This window comes from Lacihabitans lacunae (assembly GCF_042649125.1).
In the GTDB taxonomy this organism is placed as follows: Bacteria; Bacteroidota; Bacteroidia; order Cytophagales; family Spirosomataceae; genus Leadbetterella; species Leadbetterella lacunae.
Window position 1 is genome coordinate 1 of the sequence record NZ_JBHRYQ010000001.1, and the last position, 25,516, is coordinate 25,516.

Sequence of the window (25,516 nt, forward strand, 5' to 3'; positions counted from 1 at the left end):
TTTTTTATGCCTCCAATACCTAGTTTTAGTCTCTTTTTTACATCTTCACTCAATTCCAGTTTGTGATCGGCAGTAAGTGAGATTCCTAATTAGCATGAAAAATACGCATTTGTGAAACCTTTTCTTCGAGCGATTTTAGACAATAGGTCATTCACTCGCTTTTCTATAGGTGCGTCAGATTTTTTGTAAACGGGAGTCTGAGCCAATAAAAGTTAGAAGTCAAAAGAAATAGAAGTACAAGAATGCTGCTTTTTTTCATTGAAATTTAATTTTAAATCTAAACTTGGGTTTTATTTATTTACTGTCAAACGGGCATATTTTTATTTTTAAAGAAAACATACCTTAAACCTACCATTGAAGCCATTTTTTAAACATTTTGAAAAACACCCCCCTTTCATTAACTGGGTCGCTTGCCAGCGGGGCCTCCATTTTTTCCGGGAGGCCGGACCCTTCAAAAAAACGGAGCAAAAAAAACTGCACCCTGCAAACTCGCACAATTAAAATTCTTATTGTCAAGGTTCTAATAAAAAATACTTCCCAAAAGAATTTAACAGTGCTCAAACAGTGCAGGGCGATCTAATGATTTATTTTCTATTTTATTTACCCGTTTGACAGTTTTTATTTATTCAAAAAATGGTTTTTAAAGGTTGTTTTTCTTCAACTCAGATACCGCATAATCTGCAGCTCGAGCGGTTTAGGGCCATATACGTGATAGAGGATTTACGCATGAAGATGGAGGTCATGGCAGCTCCATCGGTTACGAAAACGTTTTTACAGGCGTGTACTTGGTTATATTTGTTTAAGACCGAGGTTTTTGGTCGAGGCCCATTCTGGCTGTTCCCATTTCGTGTATACCAAGGCCCAAGTGCACATCGCTTCTGTTGTTCCCAACCACGTTTTTAAATCCGGCAGTTTCTAACATTTCTACGGCCGAATTCATCATGTCTTTCCTCATCTCTATTTCGTTTTGGCCAAATTGGCATCAATACAATCTGCGGAATACCCCACTGATCTTTTTTATCTTTTGATAAATACATGCGGTTATTTGGGTCAGGAAGCGTTCTCCAAAGCCGCCAAAACCAATCGTCCATTTGCCAGGATGGGTAAGGTCTTCTTTAAAAGTGGCTCCAAATCCGTTTGCCCTACGCCGCGGCTCCAGCCCGCTCTGTTTGCTCCACCTTGGTAACCAAAACCACGGATATAAGAAGTTTGGCTGTCGCTTCCCCAGTTCCTAAACCTCGGAATAAAGAGCATTTGGTCGCTGTCCGAAGATGTAGTCGTCTTCAAAACCCTCAATGCTGGCATTGGCTCCCACACCCAAGTGATGATCCATAATGTTGCGGCCACTTGGTCGCTGTCGTTTCCAAAACCGTTTTGAAATCTCGCCGATTTGGAATTTAGCATTAGCCCTGCGGTGTTCATGGCTCCGCATTTAAGAATATTATTTTAGCAAAAAACTCTTCTGTTTTGTGCGTTTTCTGATGTATGATTCTTACACCAATGGCTTTTGCTTAGCTTCGTCATAGATAATTTCAGAGGCAATACTATCGTGTAAAATCGTCAGGTTGTTGGTACGCATCGCGGCCGGTATTGAGCCCGACATAGAACTGTAATAGCCACCATATGGACAGCCGCGGCTGCATTTATTTCTGTATTGGCACGATCCACGGCCTAGTTCGGTATGTTCCTGGGTGGGTTGAGAAAGGTTGGCTACACGACCAATAGTTACCGGTCGATTAAGTTTTTCTTTCATCATTTTTTTATAATAATTTTTTTGGTTTTCTGGCGATACATCGGCATTGGCGGCAAAAAATGCCCATCAGGCAATACGTCTAGTCCTTCTTTTTGACCACTTATTCCCACAAATTTTTCTACGTGTGTATACCAGCTTTCTAGGTCTTTGTATCTGATTGGCCAGTCTACGCCTATGCCATCTTTGGCGTTTGCTTCAAAATCTTTCTCGTTCCATCTGTATGACTGTCTGCCCCAATGCATACTTCTACCTCCAGTGTGGTAGGCCCTAATCCAGTCAAATGGTTTTTCTTCTATAAAAGGATTTTCTTTATCATTTGTAAAAAAAGTCTTGGTTTCTTCTGCTGCTCCTGCAGGAAAACGGCTACTTGCCCACATTTCTTCGGCTGAGTGGAGGGTGATTTTGCCTCTATGCTGAAAGTCCCAAGGCTGCCCCATGGCAGTGTCATAGCCAGACACGTGCGGCACTTCTTTGCCTCGTTCTAACATCAGTACTTTTAGTCCTTTTTCGGTTAATTCTTTTGCTGCCATTCCGCCGGTCATTCCTGAGCCCACTACGATGGCATCGTATGTATTATTTGCTTTGGCTTTTATATTTAAATTCATGATTAGCTAAATTTTTTAAGGTTTAATAGGCAAAAGATTTTTGACTAGGCTTGATTTTTATGACTTCCAGCCTTCCGGGTACTTGGTGGTAGTCAAAGTTTTCGGTGATTCCTTTTTCAGAGGTGAAGTATCCGAGTAGTGTCATTTCTTTCACTAGTCTCCAAAACGGTATCCCTTTGCCATCAGTATCCATTAGTTCCTTGTCTTCGTTGTCTCCCATTTTGGTCTGTTTGACATTCTTTTTCTTCATCAACTCTTTGGTGTCTGCCTCAAGTTTTTTGAGGGTGGCGGTTTTCTGAGCTTGGTTTTGTTTCAAAAAGCCTAGTTTATCTAGTTCGTCAAGGCCATTTGTGAAGTTTCTTTTTTCAGCGGCTTTATAGCAATCATTAATCATCATTTCTATAAATGCCGGCACGCCAGCGTCTTTTGCCCCAGCAGTTTTAGTGCGAGGGATAATCATTTCAGCCACCTCTGCCAATATGGCTTTCTGGGTTTTGTTAAGCGAGAAAGTAGAATCAAAACCTAGTTTTTTATCTAAGTTTTCCATGGCAAAAAGGGTAGGAGCAGAGAGGGTTCCGCCCATTAAAAGTGCCACATGTTTAATCAGGTTTCTTCTATTCATAATTTTTAGATATTTATTGTTGAATAATTCTTTTTTATTGTGGTTTATATGCTAACCCAGAAAGTAGCACATACAGGTTTCAATTTCAATACGTATTGCGTGTAGTCTATACCATTTCTTTTTATATGCTTAATTCTTTTAATTTCTGATATATCGCCATTATGCGGATTCCAGTTTTCTAATTTTAGCTTACCTCTTATCAGTATCTCAGTAGATATTACATCATCAGATGAATTAGCAAAAAAGAATATATCCTTGCCGTCTTTTAGCTTGTGCACATATGAAAATACTCCTAGTTCGCTTTTAAGTTTAATATTTTCTGTGAAGATTATATCAGCGTCCGTTTGTAATTCATTAATTGCTTTTGTTAGAGCTTCGGGATTTAATGCTTTTAGAAAAATAGCTTTTCCGCCTTTGGGGTTAGTTTGCATTGAAGCGTTTTTAGCTGCATTTTCACCAAATATTTCGTTAATGATTTCTACAATTTCACCGTCTTTACCTATCTCTGCTGACTTAGAAGGCAGTAAACCTGTTGCAATTACTTTACCTCCGTTGTCATAAAACTCTTTTATTTTTTTGAGTGTTTCAAGCGAAATTACTTTTCCAGCAGGTATTATTAAAAGCTTGTAATCTTGGAAGTTTTCGGTATTGCTTAGTCGTAATTTTTCTCCTTGAATTTGATATTTGTCCGATGCTAAAAATTCAGGATGTACAAAAGTGAAATCTTGCCGAATTTCATTGGTTAGCATTTCGCTAATTTTGAGATAATCGGCTTCAGGGTAGGTGAAAGCTCCTCCTCTTTTGTTTTCAGGGGCATCGAAACGAAAATCACCCTGCAAACTGCTAATGGGATACAAAACGGCAATTTCACTAATATTTCGTCCGCCTTGAAGCATAAAGCAAGATCTAGCTGCATATTCGCTATATGTTGCCAAGCCAGGACTAAGTTTTTTGCTATATGGTGAAATCAAAGGTGGAATATTTACCGTCGTGGGGTCATACCACATGCCGTGAGGAACAATAAAGTTTATGCCTCGTGCTTGAATTTCCATGAGGGCTCGGTAAAGCATAAGTGAGTCTACGGTATTTTCTTTTAAAGCACCGTAAATTTCGGTAGCAGTAATGGGCTTGTCATAAAAATTAGAGGCAGAACTGATTAATTTGAAGCCATCTCTGCCGTGTCCATATCCAATGATAAGGTCGGCCAATGGCATGTGTGAATGGCGGTAAAACTTAAAAATATCGCCGTTCATATCTACGGGTTGCTCAGCATAATTTCCAGGAGGGTGACCTGTGCTTTTTATCCCCTGTTTGGTTGCCCACTCAGCCGCGAGCCTTGGGTAACCCTCTGCCAGTAACTCGGCTCTTGTATTGAAAAAATCAATTCGAACAGACTCTGTTTCTGGTCCAATATCATACCAAAGTGCAGGATAATAAATTGTAGGGTCATAACCATTTAGCTTTTGGAAAGCATCATTAAAGTGAGGTGTCCAAGCTTTTTCGTGTCTCCAAAATCCGACGTCATCAAAAAAAGTGAGCTGTATGGTATTCTGAAAATAAGGCTTAAAACGCCTTTCGTACTCATCAAAAGTCAAACTCATGAGGTTTTTTACCGAAGTAGTGTCGAGGTAATCTACAGTGTAAGCACCTTTGTGATAAGTAGCTGGTATACAGGTAAAAATCATTAACTTCCAATTTCCCTCAGGTACTCTCCAGGTAAGAATTTTTTCTTTGATATAAGGTGAAACGTCGATTCGCTCTAGTGTTTCGGTATTCATAGCCACAGCAGCCATCAGTGGTTCGTTTGGAAGTACCATTTTAAAATTTCGGTATCCAGCCATTGTAAACTCTCTTTTCTCCAAACTCTTTCTAATATCCTGGGGAAATTTTTCCTCAAGCATACCACCTGCATTTCCGCTAGGAAAATCAGCATCGTCGTACATGATGACGTTCATGTCTAACTTTTTTGCAGTTTTGAGGATATGGTCATACTTTTCGAAATAGGATTCGCTCAGAAAGTCTGGCTTTGTACGTGTTACGGGTAATACCGCAACACCTCCAAAATTTGCCTTTAGCTTGGCATCTCGCATTTGCTCTTCAATGCCTTCGTTGCTTAACTCACCATTGATATGCCAAAAGGGCATAGGTTTGTATTTGTTTTCGGGATTTTTGAAGCTTTCTTTTTGAATTGTTTTTTTTTGACCAAAAGAAAACATTGTAGAAAAAAAGAATACAAAACAAATGCTTTTGTTTATGTTATTTAAGCTTAAAGCTATATTAGTAAACTTATTAAGTTTAATATATGTCATTGTCAAGATTAGTTTTTTAATTTAAATTCACTACTTACCACTCAAACACATAACTTCCAGATCCTACTTCTACGTGTACCGATTTGTTTTCTGCCTTTATGTTTTTGTAAATGTCAGATTCCGTCATTATCTGGCCATCGGCAGAGATTTGGTTTACCTTTGCCTCTGGTAGCATTATGGTAGCTGTAGTGTTAGCTGGTACTTCTACTTGTAGTTTCATTTTACCGCCTTCGCGAGACCAATGCGAAACTATCTGCCCGTAACTAGACTCGAAACTGGCTTTAGCAAAGTCTAATTTAGTAGTAGGGTGTGGTTGAATCAGGATGTGTTTATAGCCTGCTTCGCCAATTTCTATTCCAGCCACCACACGATACATCCAGTCTCCGATGGCTCCGTATGCATAATGGTTAAATGAGTTCATACCTGTGGTTTGAAACGTACTGTCAGGTTTTTGTCCGTCCCAACGCTCCCAAATAGTGGTGGCCCCCATTTTGACAGGATATAACCATGATGGGTATGTTTCTTGAAATAAAAGGTCATACGCCACGTCAGTTTGTCCGTTGTCTGAAAGTACTTTGGTAATATAAGGTGTGCCCAAAAAGCCCGTAGATAAGTGGTTTTTACGCCCTTTTATATCTTCTACTAAATATCCTACAGCTTTGGGTCTTTGGTTTTCGGGTAATAGGTCAAACATTAAAGCCAGAATATATGAAGTCTGCGAGTCAGAAGCGGTACGGCCAGAAAGCGTTACATATTCGTTGTTAAACTTTATTTTTATTTGTTCAAAAAGCTCGTTGTACATTTTTGCGTCTTCGGTTTTTCCTAAAACCTGAGCGGCTTGAGCGGTAAGTTTTGTCGAATAGGCAAAAAACGCAGTAGCTATATAGTTTTGATTGGTATGGCCGTCTGCTTCACGAGTAGAACCCGATGCAGGTACATAAAACAGCCAGTCGCCAAATACACTTCCGTTTTTCCAAATTAGGTTGTTTCCTGATTTTGAACGGATATATTCTACCCATGCTTTCATGCTTCCATATTGCTCGGCAAGGAGTTTTTTGTCTCCGTAAACTTCATAGATAGTCCAGGGTGCTATTACGGCCACATCTCCCCATCCTGCTGAGGTAGGTACTGTAAGCGAACCTTGTGGATTGAGGGCATCTGGAACAACAAAAGGCACCTCGCCGCCTGGGCGTTGGTCTGCTTTTACATCTGCCAGCCATTTGGTAAAAAAGGCTGCCACATCGGCATTAAAACTGGCAGTTCTTACGAAGGCTTGGGCGTCGCCCGTCCAACCTAGGCGTTCGTCACGCTGTGGGCAATCCGTAGGAACATCCACAAAATTCCCTTTTTGACCCCATCTAATATTACTTTGTAACTGATTAATTTTAGGATTTGAACATGTGAATTCACCAGTTTCCTCAAAATCTGAATGAACAACTACTGCTGTTAAGTTATCTGGCGTAAGTTCTGTACCTGCGGGAAGGCCTTCAATAGAAAAATACCTAAAGCCAAAGAAAGTAAAACGTGGTTCGTAAGTTTCCTCCATATTGCTCTCACCAATAATATAAGTGGCGGTGGCTTTAGCTGTTCTAAGATTGGCCGTATAAAATTCGCCGTATTTATCTAAAACTTCAGCATGTTGCATTTTTATAACTGTTCCTGCTGGCCCTTTTACTTTAAGCTTTACCCAGCCTACCATATTTTGACCAAAATCTGCTACTAAAGTGCCTTTTGGAGTTCTAAAAATTCGAATAGGTTTAATCTCTTGGATACGTTTTATAGGTGCACCCATTGAGGCCACCAATACATCATTCTTATAATTTGCAACATGCACAGCGTGCCATTTGCTATCGTTAAAAGCTGGCTTGGTCCAGTCTGATATGGTTTTGGTAGCGTCATATGTTTCGCCATTGTATATGTCTGCCATTCTGATTGGGCCCGCTTGCGAAGCTTTCCAATCTGCATCTGAGGTAATTATTTCTTCAGAATTGTCGGTGTATTTCACATGGATTTGACAAAGTAAGCCTCTTTGGTTTCCATATACAGCGTATTTGTTTTGCCATCCGAGGTTACCTCTGTACCAACCGTCTGCTAGCATAGCACCAACTGCATTTTTGCCCTGATTTAGATGGTTCGTAACATTATATACTTGGTATTGCAGGCGTTTGTTATAACTGGTCCATCCTGGAGTAAGTACTTGGTCGCCTATTTTTTGGCCATTTAGATAAAGTTCATAAAGTCCGTGAGCAGTTACGTATGCTTTTGCTTCTTTTATTTTTTTCTTAATAGGAAAATCTTTTCTAAGCAAAATGGTAGGCGAAATTCGCATGGTGTCATTCGGTATCTCTATCCATTTTGCTACCCATTCTGTATTTGATAAAAAACCAGTTTCGAAAATAGAAGTGGCACTCCAAGCTGATTCTTGGTCTTGGTTATCCCAAACTTTTACTCGCCAAAAATACCTCGTTCTACTTTTTAGTGGCCCGGCATACATTTGGAGTATTGAGGCACTTGAGTTTACTTTTTTTGATGTCCAAACGATTGATTTTTTGTTAAAATCAGTAGATTCAGAAACTTCGATTAAATATGCTGTTTGTGAAGTATTGCGTTTGTCAGATTTTAATTTCCAGCTCAACCTTGGCTCTTTAACGTCAATACCTACGGGGTTGGTTAGGTGCTCGCACGTGAGGTCGTAGGTGCTCAGCTGGGCACTCGCCACGAAACTAAGCAAGATAAGTACAATTGTCTTCATCATTTTTGTTAAGGTTTGATTGAATACGTTTTAAAAACTTTTTATTTCAGTTTTATTCTTTGAAAAAAAATAGCGTCGGTAGTTTTATGAAAAGTTGTGGAGAAAAGTAGATAAATGAGCGTTTTTTTAATAATTCTTGGACAAAATGTTATCCCCAAATCTGCTCCCCGAAGGGAGTAGACTTTTTAAGTAAGGGGCATTAATCAACCTATATCAATCAATATTTTTTTTAAAATGTATTTACGTTTAGTTCTATCACATTTTTTCCTGGCGAAAGGCGGAGGTTCCTGAAATTCATATTTGCTTTATTGCCGTTTAATATCACTTCGTCTTCAGGCGAAGCCATTAATTCTATTTCAGCCGAAACATTGGCAGGGATAGTAATCTCAAAAACTTGTCTCAAGCGGCTTTCTTTTACATACGACGCCACTATGTTTCCGTGAATCGTCGGTGTAGTTAAGCTGCAGTTTGTCAAAGTTCCGAGTTGAGGTTTAATGCTCATGATACTGCCACCGGGTGTTTTTGGTTTAATGCCCCACATGTTTCGAGCCACTATGTTTGCTGGTGCTGCACCCCATGCGTGGTTCCAGTCTAGGTTTGGTTTGTATTTGTTATCCCAAGCCTCCAGGGTCATGGTAGATCCAATCGCTATCATGTTCCACCAACTGCGGTCGTGGGTGGCAGTCATGAGTTGCAATGCATAGTTAGGTTCGTTGCCATTATATAAGGCCTCCAACAAATATTGAGCTCCATATACGCTACAAGCCATACCACGCGACTTCATGTATTTTACTACGTTAGCTTTTTTATCTGCTGGACAAATATCAAATGCAAGAGCCATCATGTTTGCATGAAGCGAAGAATGATCTGTGCCTTCTCCGTCTACATAACGTTGATTTTTTTCATCAAAAAGCTTTTCGTTTATGCTTGTTTTAACATTGAAGGCCAAGTTTTTAAACATTGACTCATCTTTTGTTTTTCCTAGCACTTTGGCAAACTCTGCCATTATTTCCATGTTTTTATAGAAAAAGCAGTTTACTACGGTGTTTATTGGCATAAATTCAAAACCATCTCGCTCTCCATCTATTCCGAGGTTTAGTTCTGCTCCATTTTGTGATTTTTTTCCCGGAGGCCAATCAACGATATCTCTGAGTTTGGTTTTGGGGTCGGTGAAGCCCAAGTTTTGCATAAACTCCGCTGTGTTTTTTTCTGAAGCAATACTGATAAGTCCGTCTTCTCTACGGAGCTCCATTAAGGTTTTATATTTCAGTTGTTCATAATATTTCTCAATTAGTTCGGTATTGCCGGTGTACATATAGTCTTGGTAAAACATAAGTGCCACATGCAGCTGCCACTCAGTAGGCCAAGTAGGGTGACCCATAAAGTATTCGATGGTTTTGCGGGCAATCATATATTCGCGGTCTGTGCTGTAGTGGCTCAGTTGGTTAAGGTAAGCGTCTGCCTCATACGGAATTCGCTCACGGTCGCCATCTAAATATAAACCCGAAAATGAACTGGCTTTCATGGTGTATTTACACAATTCCCACACTTGGTTAAGGATAGTGTCAGAGCTATTAAACGAGCTTTGATCGTATTCAAAATAGCTAAAGTAAGCTACTTGTTTTATGTCCTGGGTAGAAATACTCTGTTTGGCGTTTTCTATTTCACAATACCTAAATGGCATTATTACTGGGAAAGAGTCTGGCATCACTACGGCCATCGACCTGGTATTTCTTTCGTCAGGTTTAAGTTGTAACAAATACGTGTTCGTTCCTTTTTTTGCTTCGAGCACTACCTCTTGGGCTCTGATATTGCCACTTGGCTTTCTGTTAATATGGCCGTTTTCGAGTTGTTCGCCCAACCATACCTTTATTTTTTCATTTCTTTTTGCTGTATATTTTAGTTCCAAAGTACCGAATGCATCTTTCCCAAAATCAAAAAACTGATTGCCATTTGGTAAGACTTTTGAAGCATTGGGTGCTATTTTTTCTACCTGAAAAATATTAGTAGAAGACACCAAGTCTTTTATTCCTGAGATTTTGAATTGCTGAATTTCAGAATATTCACTAGTACGATTCACGGTATCCCACAAACGGACCTTCCAATAGTACGGTTTGCCTGGGGCAAGGGGTTTTCCTTTATAGGTTATGTCAGCAGATTTTTTGCTTCTTATTTGCCCGCTATTCCACATGTCGCCAATGTTGTTGTCGGCATTTTCTTTTGAGGAAGAAACTAATATTTGATAGGCAGACTGAAAACCCAACAACTGAGGCACAATCCAACCAAATTCTGGTTCTGCATCATTTATTTGAGCATTGGCGGGTTGTCTAATAGTTTCTACCGTAAGGCCAGTTGCTACGCCCGAATATGGGTCTTTATATTTCTTGATTAGTCTTTCAGTTGCCGCTCTTAACTCTTTTAGCTTGGCTGCATAAGCTGGGTTTTTAGCCAAGTTGTCTATTTCTTTTGGGTCTTTATTGAGGTCATAAAGCTCCTCGATCGTTTTGTCGTTTATATACCTAAAGTATTTCCAGCCTAGGGTCTTAATACCTTCACTAGGTGGTATGTCTTTAAACTCCCACAAGTGCTCAATTAGAACTGTGTCACGTAAGTCGCTCGATTTTGAGCTAACTATTGGCATAAGGCTTTTTCCATGCCATTGAGCGGGTTGTTTTAAACCTGCTAAGTCTACAATAGTTGCCGGCACGTCTGTATTGAGGGCGAGTTGATTTACGTCTAAGTGCTTATTTTCTCTTGGGTCAAAAACTATCAAAGGCACTCTGATTGAGTTATCGTACATTAGCCATTTACCGGCTAACTGTCTTTCACCTTGGAAGTACCCGTTATCTCCCATTACAATAATGACGGTGTTTTTATCCAAGCCTTTTTCTTTCAATTTGGCTCTGATTTTAGCTATTTCCTGATCTACCCCTGATATCATGCGGTAGTATCCTTTTACGCTATGTTGGTATTTCTCGGGGGTGTCATATCTCCATGTCCATCTTAGTCTATTAAAACCTTGTTTTACGATTTCGGGTAGCATATCGAAAAACTTATTGTCTGAGATGTCTGGTTTTTCTATGGTTACGTTTTCTAATTGGTGCTCGGTTTCGGGTGTCCAAAAATATTGCTCAGGTGCACTATCATGAGCATGAGGGGCACTGAAGCTTAGTGACAAACAAAATGGTTTTTTACTTGGAGATTTCTCTAAAAAATCGAGTGCTTGCTGGCCTGTATATCTGGTTAAGTGAACGGTGTCTTTTCCTATAGTTTTATAAAAATACCCCCTGCGGTCGTTGTATTTATTGTTTCTATCATAATCATCGTATTCGTCAAAAAGGTTTTCTTTTTTATCGTATTTTACGCCTAGTTTTCCAAAAAAGGCTGTGTAATAACCGCCTTCTTTGAGTACTTTGGGGTAGGCATACTGCATGTATTCTTCTTTGATAGCTCCTGTCTGAAAGTTGTAGCCATGTGCTCTTTCTTGCATACCACTTAGTAGAGTAGCTCTACTGGCAGCACAAATAGGGGTGGTTACCACGGCATTTTTAAAATAAACCCCTTGCCTAGCCAAGTTGTCCATTTCGGGGGTTTGCACATATTTGTTTCCCGCATATCCCAGTGCGTCCCAACGCTGATCGTCTGTAAGTATGAAGATAATGTTAGGCTTTTGGGTTTGTTGGGCGAGTGTCCGTTGAGCAAAAGTTAAAAGTAAGAGAGCGATAAAAACGATTTTCTTCATGGTTATAAATGTTTCACAATTTATTTGCTAGTTAAGTTATTGGTTTTAATTGACTAGAAAACAGTGTTTAAATAAATGATTTGGAAAAAGTACAGGTAATTAGTAGCTAAATTGATGAAAAATATGCTGAAAATGTTTTTTTTGAATTTAAAGGATGAGTTTCTTTTTTATTCAGAAACTCATCCTTGTAGATATTTTATCTAAAATTTACCATCCTGGGTTTTGCTTAATGTTCGGGTTTTGAGCGATACTTCCCAGTGGAATAGGCCAGTAATAATGCTTACTTTCGTCAAAAACTGGGTTGGCAATATCGGTTCCTTTATACACATCTATATAGGTTTTACCACTTGCAGGGTCTATCGAAGTTTCAATTTTTGCACCCACATATTTTGCTTTTGCAGCTGCATCAAACAGAATCCCTAAAGTTGGCTGGGCAAGTTTTTTTCCTTGTTTCCATCTTTTAAGGTCATTGTATCTAAAGCCTTCACCAAACAATTCGATTCTTCTCTCTCTTCTTATTTCTACCAAAAGTGGCGATATTCCTTCGTTGGCATATCTTGGATCTACAGGTATTGCATCTAGTTTCATGTGCGGCATACCTACTCTAGTTCTTAGTTTATTGATCGAAATATCTAAGTCTGTTTGCGTAATTTTTCCAAGTTCTGCTTGTGCTTCGGCATAGTTTAGTAGAGCTTCACCAAATCTCATCACCAAGGCTGGCGTTATTCCGGTGTTAAATCCTGGTCCAATATTCGGGTTGAAATACTTAATAATGTGGTAGCCTGTAGTAGAAGTATTTCCACCTGCCATTCCGGTAATTCTTGGGTATGTACGGTTTACGTCAAATACCAAAGTAGCGTTATCTTCAGGTAGCAAAATCGTCTGACGAAGTCTCGGGTCACGATTTGCGAATACATCCTCCAATACTTTATCTCCTTTGTAAAGTGGAGAAAGCGAGATAGGAAGTCCGTCTTTGCACAGATAGTCTTCAACGAAACTTTTTGTAGCTCCGCCAATGGTTCTGTGGACCGTTCTTTCTACGTTATTAAATAAAATACCGGATGCATATTTTTTCCAGTACATTACTTCTTTATTGCCAGTAAAATCTGCCAACCTTTGGAAATTGCTGTAATCGGCATTTGGGTTTCCTGTAGTATGTAACGAATATGGACCTTTGTCAATTAACTCTTTTGAGGCAGTAGCCGCTTCTGTAAGCCATTTTTCTGGGTTAGGAAGTCCGTGATATTTTCTAAATGTACCTTCAAAAAGACAAACTCTTGATTTGATTAAAAGTGCAGCCCAACGATTTAGTCTACCCGGATTTCCACCGTCTCCCCAACTAGCCGGTAAACCAGCCACTGCGGCATTTAGGTCTTCTAGTACTTTGTCCATTACTTCTAACCTTGGTGTACGACCGCTGTAAAGCTCAGGAGAATCAATGTTTAGTGGTTTGTCTAAATACGGCACATCACCAAATTTGCTGACTTTTTCGGCATAAAACCATCCACGAAACAACCGAGCTTCTCCTATGTATTTGTTTCTGATGGCATCTGTAACTTTAGTTTTCGGGTAGTTTTCTAGTCCTACGTTTATTGCTCGTATGAAGTCCCAACCTTTGTATCCAAAAGTTTGTGAAGACGCCGTAGTGGGAACCACTTGAAGACCTGACCTAACGAGTTGCATATAACCTACACCAACCGGAGCGAAGTTGTCACTAAAATTATCCTGAAACCAGATACTTTGGATGTTATTTCCTGTAGAGTGCCCTTGAAGAATGGGTACATTGTCATTGTTTATGGTCATGGCATATAGTCCATTGTTATAAACGGCCATATCGGCTTCGGTATTCCAAAATGTTTCGTTCGAAATTTCATCTAATGGGTACCTTTCCAAAAAATCTTTTTCGCAGCCAGTATTTACTAACAGTAGTGTTAGGATTAGGCTTGAAAGTTTTAATATATGTTTTTTCATTATTTTAGTTCTTTTTGAATTTTATCTAAGTGATTTAAAATGAAACATTTAAGCCGAATGTTAAAAGCCTTTGCATAGGGTATTCCACATTTGCAGACCTGATAGTTTCAGGGTCTAGAGGTTTTCTAATTTTCGAAAATTCCCATACATTGGCACCATTGGCGTACACTTGAATATTTTCTAATTTAAGTCTATTAACTAAGCTTAAAGGAAGCGTATAACTTAGGTTTACGTTTTTAAGACGGATATAAGAAGCGTTTTGAACGTAACGGCTTTGAGGTTGAATGTTTTTCTTTCCTAAAAGTTCGGGAGCTCCAAAGTAAGCGTCTCTGTTGGTTTCGCTCCATGAGTCAGTTAAGTGAAATTTCTCAACATATTCCGATTGGAAAGGGTAGAACCAGCCGTAGTTAGTATTGCTAGGCAGATATTGAATTTTGGCTATTCCTTGGAAGAAAGCAGACAAACCGAAGCTTTTATATCTGATGCCTGTGTTTATTCCAAATGTATATCTTGGACTAGTGTTACCTATTATTTTCCAGTCACCAAGATTACTCAATGTACCATTTCCTCTGTCAATTTTTCCGTCTCCGTTTAAGTCTTTGTACTGCATATCTCCTGCTCTCCAGGTGTTTCCAATTGAAGATTGTAGAGGAGCGGCTTTTACTTCATCATCAGATTGGAATAATCCTACGGTTTCATATCCCCATATTTGACCCAGTTTTTGACCTACATAAAATGTAGAAATATCACCAGTTGGGTTATTATATTTTGTAATTTCAGCCTGAGCGTCTGAAAGTGCCAAAGTAACGTCATAGCTCCAATCTTTTTTGAATTTGTCTCTCCAGGTTATCGAAGCTTCCCATCCTTTAGTTCTTAGGTCAGCTCCGTTTTCTTTTGGTGCTCGAGTTCCTAATATATCTGGATAGCTTACATCCAAAAGCATGTCTTTGGTGTCTCTGGTGTAGAGATCAAATGAAGCGTCTAACTTTCCTTTAAATAGCGTAAAGTCAAGGCCTACGTTTCGAGAAGTTACACTTTCCCACGTTAGGGTAGGGCTAACCAGACCGGCTGGAGAGATAATAGGTGCTGCTCCTGTATTGAAAATATACTGTGACATTGAGGCCGATAATGTAGAAATGTATGGGTAATAATTGCTACCTAATAATTGATTTCCTAATGTACCATATGATGCTCTGATTTTTAAGTTAGTAAGCCAAGACGATGTAGACTCCATAAAGTCTTCGTTTGATATCCTCCATGCACCAGAGAAAGAAGGGAAAAACCCATAACGTGAATCTGATGGGAATCTCGATGAACCGTCGTAACGACCATTTAACTCGATTAAGTATTTTTTCTTATAATCATAATTTAACCTATAAAAGGCACCTCTAAGTGCAACATGAGATCGCGAGCCTGTGGCAATTTGAGTACCAGTAGTAGCAGAAAGGTCATTTATTCCGTTCGAAATAATGCCTCTGTTTTGGCCTCTAATCCATCTGTTTTTACCTTCCTCTTGGTTGATACCCACCATAGCAGTTACTGAATGACTTCCAAGATTTTGGAATTCATATTGAGCATAAGCGTTTAATACACTATAGGTATTGTTTGTGTTTTCACTGGCTAAGTAATCATCTCCACTGTAGCTAGTTAAAATAAAGTCAGGTGCTAATAAATTTGGGTTAATAACTTCCACTTTGCTAGCTACGTCTTGGTATATTCTGTTAAATATATTGTAAGAGAAATCTGTTCTGATTTTAAGCCCTTTCATAGGAGTTAAAGTCATGCCTTGGGTTAGCCATAAATCGTGGTTTGTAAAAGTGGTTCTACCGCCATCTCTGAAATACGGGATAGCATTTACTCCCGCCATTTGCCTGCCGATATATGGTTCATAAGTAGCTCTGTCGCCTTGATTTATGTAATATGGAAGGTCAGGAAACTCAATTAATCTAAAAGGCTCAGCTCTTAATACTGAATTAATTGCTACATCATTTGAATAAAAGTGGGCTTTGTCGCTATACTGCGTATTTAAAATTATTTTTTCATCTAATGATAACCACTTGTTTATTTTAAAATCTCCTTTTAGCATAATGTTATATCTCTTAAACTTATCATTGCCAATTCTTTGGAAACCATCCTTGTTTATATATCCAAGCGACGCATACAGCTTTGCGTTTTCTGAACCTCCAGAAACCGAAATGTCATGTTGATTACTTGGCGAGTAATCGTTTATCAGTCTGTTTTTATAATCATTATTCCCATAAAATCTAATTACTCCATTGACCACTGCATATTGAGGGGCGGTTAAAGGGTTTTCAGAATAGGCTTTTGTACCCGCTACGTAATCGTCATCCCATTTTGGTACGTTGGAGTTTCTTACGGCCGCCTTGTTTTGAGCAGTTACAAATTCATACGGATCCGTAACTAGATCTACATTAAAAATTGACTTAGAAATTGAAATCTGATTATTGAAATTCACTTTTATTTTACCAGATTCTCCTTTTTTGGTTTCTACCAAAACTACACCAAAAGCCGCTCTAGCACCGTAAACTGCCGCCGCCGCTGCGTCTTTGAGTACACTTATGCTTTTGATGTCATTTGGGTTTATTCTATTTAAGTCCATCGGAACACCATCTACTAGAATAAGGGGAGATCCTCCGTTTATAGACTCATATCCTCTGATGTTAAAGTCTACAGCTGTGGTAGGGTCACCGTTTCTAACGGTAATGTTTAGGTTTGGAATTACGCCTTGTAAGCCTTCGCCCACAGTAGATATCGGCCTGTTTTGAAGCACTTTTCCTGAGGCTACACCAACAGCACCCGTAAGGTTAACTTTTTCTTGAGTTCCATATCCAACCACTACCACTTCGCTTAGGGCTTTTATGTCTGAAAGTAAGATTACTCTTATGTTAGTGCTATTTCCTACTTCTACTTCTTTTGATTCAAAACCCACATAGCTAAATACCAATATGGTTTTATCGGTAGGCACGTCTAACTCAAAGTTTCCTGAGATGTCAGTGGTGATACCTTTAGTGGTCCCTTTTATTACAACGGACACACCTGGTATTCCTTGGTTTTGTTCATCTACAACCGATCCGGTTACTTTTTTGAGCATCATTTGAGGGTCAAAGTACTTCGGTTTGTCTAATAAATAAGATGACTTTTTGATGGGAGCCATTGCGGTTTTCTTTAGTAGAATGCGGTCTCCAAATACTTCGTATCCGATAGAAACAGGCGAAAGAATTTCATCCAAAACCTCTGAAAGCTTTGATTTATTTATGTTTAATGAAAAAACTTTGCTTGGTCTTATTTTGGTACTGTAAACAAACTTTACGCCGGTCTGAGATTCTATTTGAGACAAGATCTGTTTTAGCTCAGTTTTTTCTACTTTCAAGCTAACCGCTTTGTTTAGTACCTCTTGAGCTTCGGTGTTCTTAGCGGAAGCAATGCCTAAACTCAGCAGGACTAAGAATAATTGTATCGCAGATATTTTCATAATCTCTCTCAAATGTTTGAGAATGGGTAGTTTTTTTTTCATAAATTTGATTGTTTTATTAATTTAACTAGTTGAGAAAACAGTCTTTCCAAAACACTCGTTAGGAAAGAAAACCTAAGGACCTCAAATGTTCGCAGCATTTTTGGTCCTTTTTTATTTTAACAGCCTTCGCCATTTACAAAAATGACAGTTCCTCTTTTTTCATATTGGGCATCTATTGATTTACATATTAGTTCTAATTGAATGTACATGTGGAGGTCATTTAAATCCGCCGTTATTCGGCATTGGTTTAGCTTTTCGTTAGAAACCACAAAGTCTATTCCGTATAGTTTTGAGAGTACATTTAATACCTCTTGTAGTGGTCTGCTTTGAAATATTAAACTAATTTTTGATTGTTCGGCCTTTCCAATTGGCTTGGGTTTTTCTACCAAACTGGGTTTTATATTTTGTGTTACTTCGTCATAAATCACTTTTTGATTTGGTGTTAGTATCACCCCGTTTTTTTCGTTTTTTCTGGATTTTTTACTTGTATATACCGAAACCTTCCCTGTGTTTACTACCACCTCTATTGATTTTGACTTTTTGTTTTCGTTTATCCAAAAACTAGTTCCCAGTACCTCAGTAGACAAGTCGCCTGTGTGTACAATAAACAGTTTGGTAACGTCTCTTTTTACTTTGAAAAATGCATTTCCTCTTAGATGAACCTCACGTTTGTCAATATTGAAATTCTTATCATACGTGATACTGCTGTTTTTAGAAAGATGCACTTCCGTTCCGTCTGAAAGCAATACTATTTCTTGGTCTTTGGTGTCGTTTGATATTTCAATGTTGTCGTTTTCTAATAATGCGGTGATGTTATTTTTGTCAAAAATATTTACATTAAATAGGTAAGAAATGACCAACATAACCGATGCTGCAAGCCCTACATAAAATCCAATTCTACGTATTTTAGAGGTGCGGTGATTGTTTACTTCTTTTGATATAGAAGCCCACATTCTTTTTTTTACCACTTCGTCATTTTGCTTCATGACAAAGTTTAGGTCGTTTGCATTTTGGGCTTCGTTCCATTCTTCTAAAAGTCGATTTTCCTCTTCGGTGGTGTTGCCATCGAGGTATTTTTTTGCTAAGTTATTAAACTCTTCTAGCGTCATTTTTTTTGTATTAGTTTATATGGTATGACTTTAAGTTTTCTTGTAAAAACTTCAAAGACTTCGTTATATGATACTCCACGGCTTTTGGTGTAAGGTTTAGTTGGTCGGCTATTTCTTTTACCGATTGATCCTCAAACCTACTTTTTCTAAATACTTCCGCACTTTTTTCAGGAAGCTGATTGAGCACTTTGTCGAGGGCGTTGGTGAGTTCTTGAAAATTTACAATGTTTTCAGTGTCTCTATTTTCTTTTATCTCCTGAAAAATCAGATATTCTTGGTATTTTCTATAGCTGATTCTCGATTTTATATAATCATACACTTTGTTTTTTACAGAAAGTGTTAGGTACAAATCTAGGTTTTGAATTTGTACTTGGTCGTGTCTTTTCCAAATACTCAAAAACACCTCTTGAACCAACTCTTCGGCTTCTTCCCAAACTCCGATTTGGTTATAGGCTACAAAAAGTAGTTTTTTCCAATAGCGGTTATAAATCTCCTCGAAGGCCCATCTTTTGCCTTCATAAAGAAATGTTATTAGAGAATGGTTGTCTGTTGCTTTTTTGTTAAGCATCCGTGTAAGGTTTTTAAGGTTTACAATATAGAGTAGATTAAGTCGACTAAATCCCTAAATAATTTTATAAAATATTTGAAAAATTATTTTTTCTTGATTTTTGTCTTTTTTAATCTTTTGAAAATCATTTGGTTGAGTTTGCTCAGGATAAAAAAAATACCCCTGAAAAACTATCGATTTGACATCAATGAGTCTAACAGGGGATCCAACCTTTTCTATCTAAAAATTTAGTCCATGCGGTTAGGTTAAACTTAACCTCGCCGCAGTTTTTGATTACTACTTGCTCTTTTTCAATTATCGCTAATTGAAGGTGTTTTTCATGAGAAACTTTTGTTCTATTTTTCATATAGAGTAGTTTTTGAAGTATAAATCCCTAGTTTTTCGAAAAAAAAATATTTTTAAGGTTTGAACACTGCTTTAAATTCTTTCCAGAAAACGCAACTGAAACTTCTAATAAAACCATTTGTCAAAAAGTCTAATTTAAGCCAACAAGCGAGTTTAAGTGCTGAATGCTTGGCTTCCGATTTAAAGAGTTTTCGTATGTATATGGTGTCATTGGTTTAATTTTTAAGGTCTAATGTTTTTTTTCGAAAAAAGGTAAAACGGGCGTATTTTGATTTTGTAAAAATTGTCTAAACGCCGTCTTTTTTTTAATGTAAAAAGCACTTTTTTTAATTTTCTAATAATCAATTTGACTTTCTTTCCGTTTTTCGCTTATTCGAATTCCATATTTTATTCGATAAAAAAGCTATGGTATTTATTGATTATTTGACAAATCTAAATACTCTGTAATTGGGTTTAAATGGATGATTTGATAAATTAAATACACAAAATGATAGGTATAGTACAATTTCTGTTTTTTGTGATTGTGTTGAAAATTGAATTAAAATAAGATTTAGTTTAGCTTAATTTTGAAATTTTGTATACAGTATTCAAGTTTATTTCAATAGATTTTTTCATCAAAATTTGAAATAAAAAATAGCCCTGTTTTTTTTAGAAAAACGCCCATGAATATCTCTTAATTGGCAGTATTTTTTCGTTTTTGTGTATAAGTATTTTCGTTTTGTTTTGTTTGGACTTTCAATTGTATAAAATACAAACAAAACGGTATTTTATTTTTCACTTTTTGCCTTGCTGTTATTCGTAAAAGTTTACTTTTTTTATTCCCTTCATAGGTCTTTTTTTTGGAGTTTTTAATGAGAATTAAAAATTGTACTTTTTTAATAATTAGTTGAATGATATTTAAGTTGTTTTATCATTTTGTATAAATAAAATATCAAAATGTAGATTGTTGACTTTGTTTAATTCCTTCACATTTACAGAAATATTTGTATTTGCTTTCATGTACGCATCGCTATTTGGATCTTTACTAGGCACGTATTTTGTATATTAAGTAGCTTTATATCAGTAAATTATATTTTTTTTTCTTTAGTGATTGTTTAAGCTTATGTTATCATTATTTGTCCAACTAGCTCATTGATTTAAAAATCTAATTCTAAAATTCAAATGAAAGGTTTTCAACTTGTTTTCTTTTTCTCTGTTCTTTTTTGCTCAAACCTCACCTTCGCTCAGTCTAATAAGCACCCCGTCATATGGATAACAGAAGAGGAGAGAGAGCAGGTGATTGCCAATACAGAAAAATACGATTGGGCTAAAAGCATCTTGGGTCAGCTGCATGAACATGTAGACGCCTTTATGGTTTCTCATAAATCTAATCCAGAGGTAATTCTCAAGTCGATTCCTACCTTTGGTGGAAACCTAAATGAGCACAACCGCATATTGACTTTAGCAGCCGAATCCGGAATGCTGTATTACCTAAGCAAAGACGAAAATTATGCTCAACTTTCTGCTGATATTATTGCGGCTTATACGTATCCGTTGGCTTTAAAAACTCCCCAGACTACCCAAATAATGGGGGATGCATTTCATGATCCACGAACTTGTTACAATATGTTGGCTCTCGCTTTTGATTTTACATATACTTTCTTAAACAAGAACCAAACGCACATTTATAACTTAAATACTCGGCAATCTCAGCCTTTTCAAAACGAAATAGCTCAGCAGGCATTTAAGAATATCGTAGGGAATATATTGCAAGAGTACGGCGAAAGCGACAAGCATGGTCAGTTTATATCAAACCACCCGGTGCTCACTGCTCCTGGAGCTTTATATTCTATACTTTGCATTGACGATTCCGTAGAAAGAGAACGTCTTTTTAATGTTTTTTGGGAGAAGGGTACCAAACATCAGCCTTCATTTAAACATACCATCCTGCCTATGTTTTCGGGTCAAGGCATTTGGCCTGAATCTTTAAGTTATAGTTTTATGCCCAATATTTCTTTGGTTTTAAATATCGTGGATCGCATCAAACCAGAGATGAACATAACCAAAGATTACCAGCACATATTCAATGGCAATTTTCTGTTTACTAATCTTAGGCATCCAGATAGGCGGTTTGTACGGTTTGGCGACTCAAAAAGAAACAATGATTTTACAGAGGCCAATTATCGCTACGCTCTTCATATTGCAAGTAGGAGAGGATATACTGCCTTGGCTAAAGAATCAATGGAAGCCTTAAAGAAAAACTATGCTGCCAAAGGCGGAAGGAAGCCTAATATGAGCAACACTACTTACGATAATAGCAACTTTTTAGAACTCTTTTGGGGTGTTCCAATTCCCGAAACTAATGTAGGCGAAATATCCTACAAACCTACTGTGATAGTAGAGCACGCGGGAGTAGCCCTACAGAGAAACTACGTGAAAGAGTACAATGAGCTTTATGGATTATGTGGAATTATCGGTGGGGCACATTATGTGCATTCACACCTGACGGGTATAAGCATGGAGCTTTATGGGGCGGGCTATGTTATGGCTCCAAATGCTGGATTGCCCGCTACGGTAGAGGAAAGGCAAATACCGCTTCATGAGCATTATTATAGAATATATGCTGGCAATAACACCGTAGTAGTTAACGGAACTTCGCATGGCAGAGATGAAGGCTCGTGGAAAGGCAAAGCCAATGTTTGGCAAAATAAGACAATAAATATTGCCGCTGAACCCAAGCATTTGGAAGAGCCGATTACAGATAAGTTTAGTTTTGCTACCCAATATTTAAAAGATGAAATCAATAATGCCGATCAGGAGCGAACGCTTAGTGTAATCAGAACAAGCGATACAACTGCTTATTATTTTGATATGTTTCGGTCTAAATCATTAGGCGAAAATAAGTTTCACGACTATCTATATCATAACATTGGGGACGCAGTGCACCTCACAGACCTTAAAGCAAAGGAACTTGCACTAACCGAAACGGATCGTTATCAAAATGATATTGGCGACGTAGTCCACGCACCCGGCTGGCGGTATTTTGAAGATACCAAAACTACTGAGCAAGTTTCAGATGCCATAAAGGTTCGTTTTGATATTAAGTATGATAACCGTTATATGCACATGTTTATTCCCGGTGATGTTAGCCGTGCATATACTACGGCCTTGGCTCCGCCCACAAGAGAAGCTAAAAATGGGTATGTTAATAAGAAGACGCAAGTTTTGGCAATACGTCAAAATGGAGAAGCTTGGGACAGACCTTTTGTTTCAGTTTTTGAGCCTTCATTGAATCCAAAATCGAGCATTGAAGCTGTAGAACATTTAAAAAGTGGGACGAAAATAGTCGGGATAAAGGTAGTGACTCGTTTAGGTGAAAAAACCATTACTGATCATATTATTTCACAAGATGACTCGAAGGCTATTTACAAAAATACAAAATTAAAATTAGCTTTTAGAGGCCGTTTTGCAATTATCAGAAGTGAAGAATATAAGGGAAAAGAAAGCACGCAACTTTATATTGGAGAAGGAGAAAATTTGAAATACAAGAAGTGTAAATTAAAAAGTGATGCTTCGAAAAAAGCATTTCAAGTATTTGATAATTAGTAGTTTGTTAAAATAGATTAAAGATTTAGAATGAAAAATAAGATTACCTTCATAGCATTTTTATAACTCTTAAATAATATTGTTTTTGGGCAAAAAGTAAACGCACCTCTTGGCCGATTAGCAATAGTAGCAGATGGTAACTCTCCTGACCCTGACGACCTCGGCGGCACTGCTGTTTCATTGGCTTTGCTACGTGCTGCAGGACTAGAAAAACGCTTGGTGCATTACTCACACAGCTGCGACCTGGTGGTGCTACAAAGAATTTCAGAAGTCGCCGAAAAAGAGCGACACGCACTCATGCAAACCGCCTGTGACGTAACCGCTAGAAGGTGGGGCGGTTTCGAACATATCACTTTTATGGATGCCAAATGGCAAACCGACCAAACCATAAAACACCTCACAAAAGCTATAAACGCCTCAACGGCCGAAGACCCGCTTTGGATAGTGGAGGCTGGTGAACCAGACATCATTGGATTTGCTCTTCAGGCGGCACAAAAAGAGAAACTAAAATTTGTAAAAGTAATAACGCACCATCCTGCAAACGACAATGCCGGTGATTTTTTTAAATGGCAAGAAATTTTGGATTTTGGCGTAGAAGAAGTGCGTATTCCCGACCAAAATATTGATTTAAAAGTGGACTTATCAAAGTGGGACTGGGCGAAAAATCACGATGATGACCGCATAGAATTGATTTGGTTGATGGGTAAATTGGCAGAAGTAGACGACGTGGTGAATTTCCAAAAAGGAATGTGGGACTGTTCGGACGCTGGCATGGTGCTTTATTGGATAACAGGGGCAACAAACGGCGGGTTGAAAACAGGAAAAGTGGAGGATGTACGAAAACTGCTGCTTGATTTTGTGAAGAAGAATCCTTTGAAATGAATAAATATTTTATTTACATGAAAAAAATACAATTGTTTTTACTTATTTCCTTAAGCGTTAACTGTCTGGTTTTTGCTCAAAAGCCACCCAATGTCGTGGTTTTTCTGGTTGATGATTTACGGCCAGTTTTGGGTTGTTATGGTAATAAAGTAATCAAAAGTCCTAACATAGATGCTTTGGCCAAAGACGGTGTAAAGTTTAATAAGGCGTATGCCCAGCAGGCTATTTGTGCACCTTCTCGTATGAGTATATTAACCGGAATGCGACCTGAAAACATTGGAATTTATTCGCTTTTTACGCCCCTGCGATCTGTTCATAAAGAAATAGTGACTATGCCGCAGCTTTTTAAAGAAAATGGTTACGTGACAGTTAGTTTAGGGAAGGTTTACCACCACGTATCCGACGATAAGGAGAGTTGGAGTATGCTTTTCCCGAATGAGCCAAATGCTTATGTGAAACCTGAGAATATCGCCATTGCTGATGAAAGAAAAGGAAACGGGCCCGCTTTTGAAAATGCGGAAGTAGAAGACGAGGCCTATAAAGATGGTCGTGTGGCCAGAGATGCAGTGGAGACTTTAAGTAAAATAAAAGACGATAAATTTATGATGGTGGTAGGCTTGAGTAAGCCACATTTGCCATTCAATGCACCTAAAAAATACTGGGATTTATACAATAAAGATCAGTTTGTGGTTCCCAATACCAAGGCACCGACAAACGCCGGCAAATATGCACTTACAAATTGGGGCGAACTGCGAAACTATGCAGGCATACCGCAAGTGGGGCTTTTGGACGATGAAACTGCAAAGACTTTAATGCAGGGCTACTATGCATCTGTGAGTTATATGGATGCCCAAGTAGGAAAAGTCATGAAAGCACTAGATGATTTGGATTTACGCAAAAACACCATTGTAGTTTTTATGAGTGATCATGGTTGGAAGCTTGGTGAATATGGAGCTTGGTGCAAGCACACTAATTTTGAAATAGACGTAAATGTGCCACTGATAATAAGCCGCGAGTCGAGCTATGAAAAAAGGAAAGTAAATGCGAGTTCTGATGCTTTGATAGAAAATGTGGATGTTTTTCCGACTCTCGCTGAGGCTTGTGGGCTAAAAACACAGGAGCTAGACGGAAAGAGTTTGGTTACACTGGCCGATAATCCCAAACAGTGTTTTCACAAGGCTGCTTACAGCGTATATCCGAGAGGGAAAAATATAATGGGTTTTACATGTACCGACGGCAAGATGCGGTACACCGAGTGGTGGGACAATAAAGGCAATAAGCTCATAGAGAACGAGTTGTATTTTAATAAACAAAACTACATGAAGGTGAGCCAAAATTTTGCTCAAAGTGATAAATATCAAAAAGATGTAGAAAGGATGAAGGCCTTGTTGTCGGTTCAGTTTCCAAATGAGGAGCGAGCTAACTACCCACAATTTGACAAATGAATATTGTTACGGTTAGCATAATTTTAGGAAGTTCTAATCCTCTAACTGGTTCCTAAACTGCTTAGGTGTGATTCCTGTTTTTTGTTTAAATAATCTATTGAAATAAAAGTCAGATTCAAACCCCAGTGAATACGCAATTTCTTTTTGAGATAATTTAGTCCGTAGCAGCAACTGTTTTGATTTTTCTATTTTAAGAGAAAGATGATATTGCAATGGAGATATGCCAGTTTGTTTTTTGAAATCAATTCTGAATTTCGAATAGCTTACACCTAATTCCGCTGCAATTGCTTCTA

At 38.1% G+C, this 25,516-nt stretch carries 12 protein-coding genes and 2 pseudogenes; 3 read left to right on the top strand and 11 right to left on the bottom strand.

Annotated features, from left to right (window positions below; translation table 11 throughout):
- Positions 1-640 precede the first annotated feature (640 nt).
- The 10 genes and pseudogenes from ACFOOI_RS00005 to ACFOOI_RS00050 form a co-directional block, all read right to left on the bottom strand.
- A pseudogene (locus tag ACFOOI_RS00005) lies at positions 641-2,358 on the bottom strand (GMC oxidoreductase).
- A gap of 22 nt (positions 2,359-2,380) precedes the next feature.
- Positions 2,381-2,980, bottom strand: coding sequence for a gluconate 2-dehydrogenase subunit 3 family protein (locus ACFOOI_RS00010; protein ID WP_379833456.1), 600 nt, complete (start codon positions 2,978-2,980; stop codon positions 2,381-2,383).
- A 44-nt stretch (positions 2,981-3,024) separates the two neighbouring features.
- Entirely contained in the window at positions 3,025-5,289 is a 2,265-nt protein-coding gene (locus ACFOOI_RS00015; RefSeq protein ID WP_379833458.1) for a glycosyl hydrolase, read from the bottom strand.
- A gap of 34 nt (positions 5,290-5,323) precedes the next feature.
- Positions 5,324-8,044, bottom strand: a complete 2,721-nt coding sequence (locus tag ACFOOI_RS00020; RefSeq protein ID WP_379833460.1) for a family 78 glycoside hydrolase catalytic domain — start codon at positions 8,042-8,044, stop codon at positions 5,324-5,326.
- A gap of 226 nt (positions 8,045-8,270) precedes the next feature.
- Positions 8,271-11,783, bottom strand: coding sequence for a family 78 glycoside hydrolase catalytic domain (locus ACFOOI_RS00025; RefSeq protein ID WP_379833462.1), 3,513 nt, complete (start codon positions 11,781-11,783; stop codon positions 8,271-8,273).
- A 207-nt stretch (positions 11,784-11,990) separates the two neighbouring features.
- Positions 11,991-13,754 carry a RagB/SusD family nutrient uptake outer membrane protein gene (locus ACFOOI_RS00030; RefSeq protein ID WP_379833465.1) on the bottom strand — a complete coding sequence of 588 codons (1,764 nt, stop codon included), beginning with the start codon at positions 13,752-13,754 and terminating at the stop codon, positions 11,991-11,993.
- Between the two features lie 34 nt (positions 13,755-13,788).
- Positions 13,789-17,289, bottom strand: a complete 3,501-nt coding sequence (locus tag ACFOOI_RS00035; protein WP_379833468.1) for a SusC/RagA family TonB-linked outer membrane protein — start codon at positions 17,287-17,289, stop codon at positions 13,789-13,791.
- Between the two features lie 116 nt (positions 17,290-17,405).
- A complete protein-coding gene (locus tag ACFOOI_RS00040; protein WP_379833471.1) occupies positions 17,406-18,398 on the bottom strand; it encodes a FecR family protein in 993 nt (330 codons plus the stop codon).
- 10 nt (positions 18,399-18,408) lie between these two features.
- Entirely contained in the window at positions 18,409-18,966 is a 558-nt protein-coding gene (locus ACFOOI_RS00045) for an RNA polymerase sigma-70 factor (RefSeq protein ID WP_379833474.1), read from the bottom strand.
- Positions 18,967-19,159: 193 nt separating this feature from the next.
- The gene (locus ACFOOI_RS00050; protein WP_379833477.1) at positions 19,160-19,312 is read right to left on the bottom strand and encodes a hypothetical protein; all 153 of its coding nucleotides are present in this window, start codon (positions 19,310-19,312) and stop codon (positions 19,160-19,162) included.
- A gap of 1,160 nt (positions 19,313-20,472) precedes the next feature.
- On the opposite strand from ACFOOI_RS00050, the gene ACFOOI_RS00055 reads away from it, so the two are divergent.
- The 3 genes from ACFOOI_RS00055 to ACFOOI_RS00065 all read left to right on the top strand — a co-directional run bounded on the left by ACFOOI_RS00055 (position 20,473) and on the right by ACFOOI_RS00065 (position 25,223).
- The gene (locus tag ACFOOI_RS00055; RefSeq protein ID WP_379833480.1) at positions 20,473-22,896 is read left to right on the top strand and encodes a hypothetical protein; all 2,424 of its coding nucleotides are present in this window, start codon (positions 20,473-20,475) and stop codon (positions 22,894-22,896) included.
- 180 nt (positions 22,897-23,076) lie between these two features.
- Complete coding sequence (locus tag ACFOOI_RS00060) at positions 23,077-23,778, top strand: hypothetical protein (protein WP_379833482.1); 702 nt, start codon at positions 23,077-23,079, stop codon at positions 23,776-23,778.
- A 17-nt stretch (positions 23,779-23,795) separates the two neighbouring features.
- The gene (locus ACFOOI_RS00065) at positions 23,796-25,223 is read left to right on the top strand and encodes a sulfatase (protein WP_379833485.1); all 1,428 of its coding nucleotides are present in this window, start codon (positions 23,796-23,798) and stop codon (positions 25,221-25,223) included.
- A 33-nt stretch (positions 25,224-25,256) separates the two neighbouring features.
- Here ACFOOI_RS00065 and ACFOOI_RS00070 read toward each other — a convergent pair.
- Positions 25,257-25,511, bottom strand: a pseudogene (locus ACFOOI_RS00070) (helix-turn-helix domain-containing protein); the annotation flags it as partial.
- Positions 25,512-25,516: the final 5 nt, after the last annotated feature.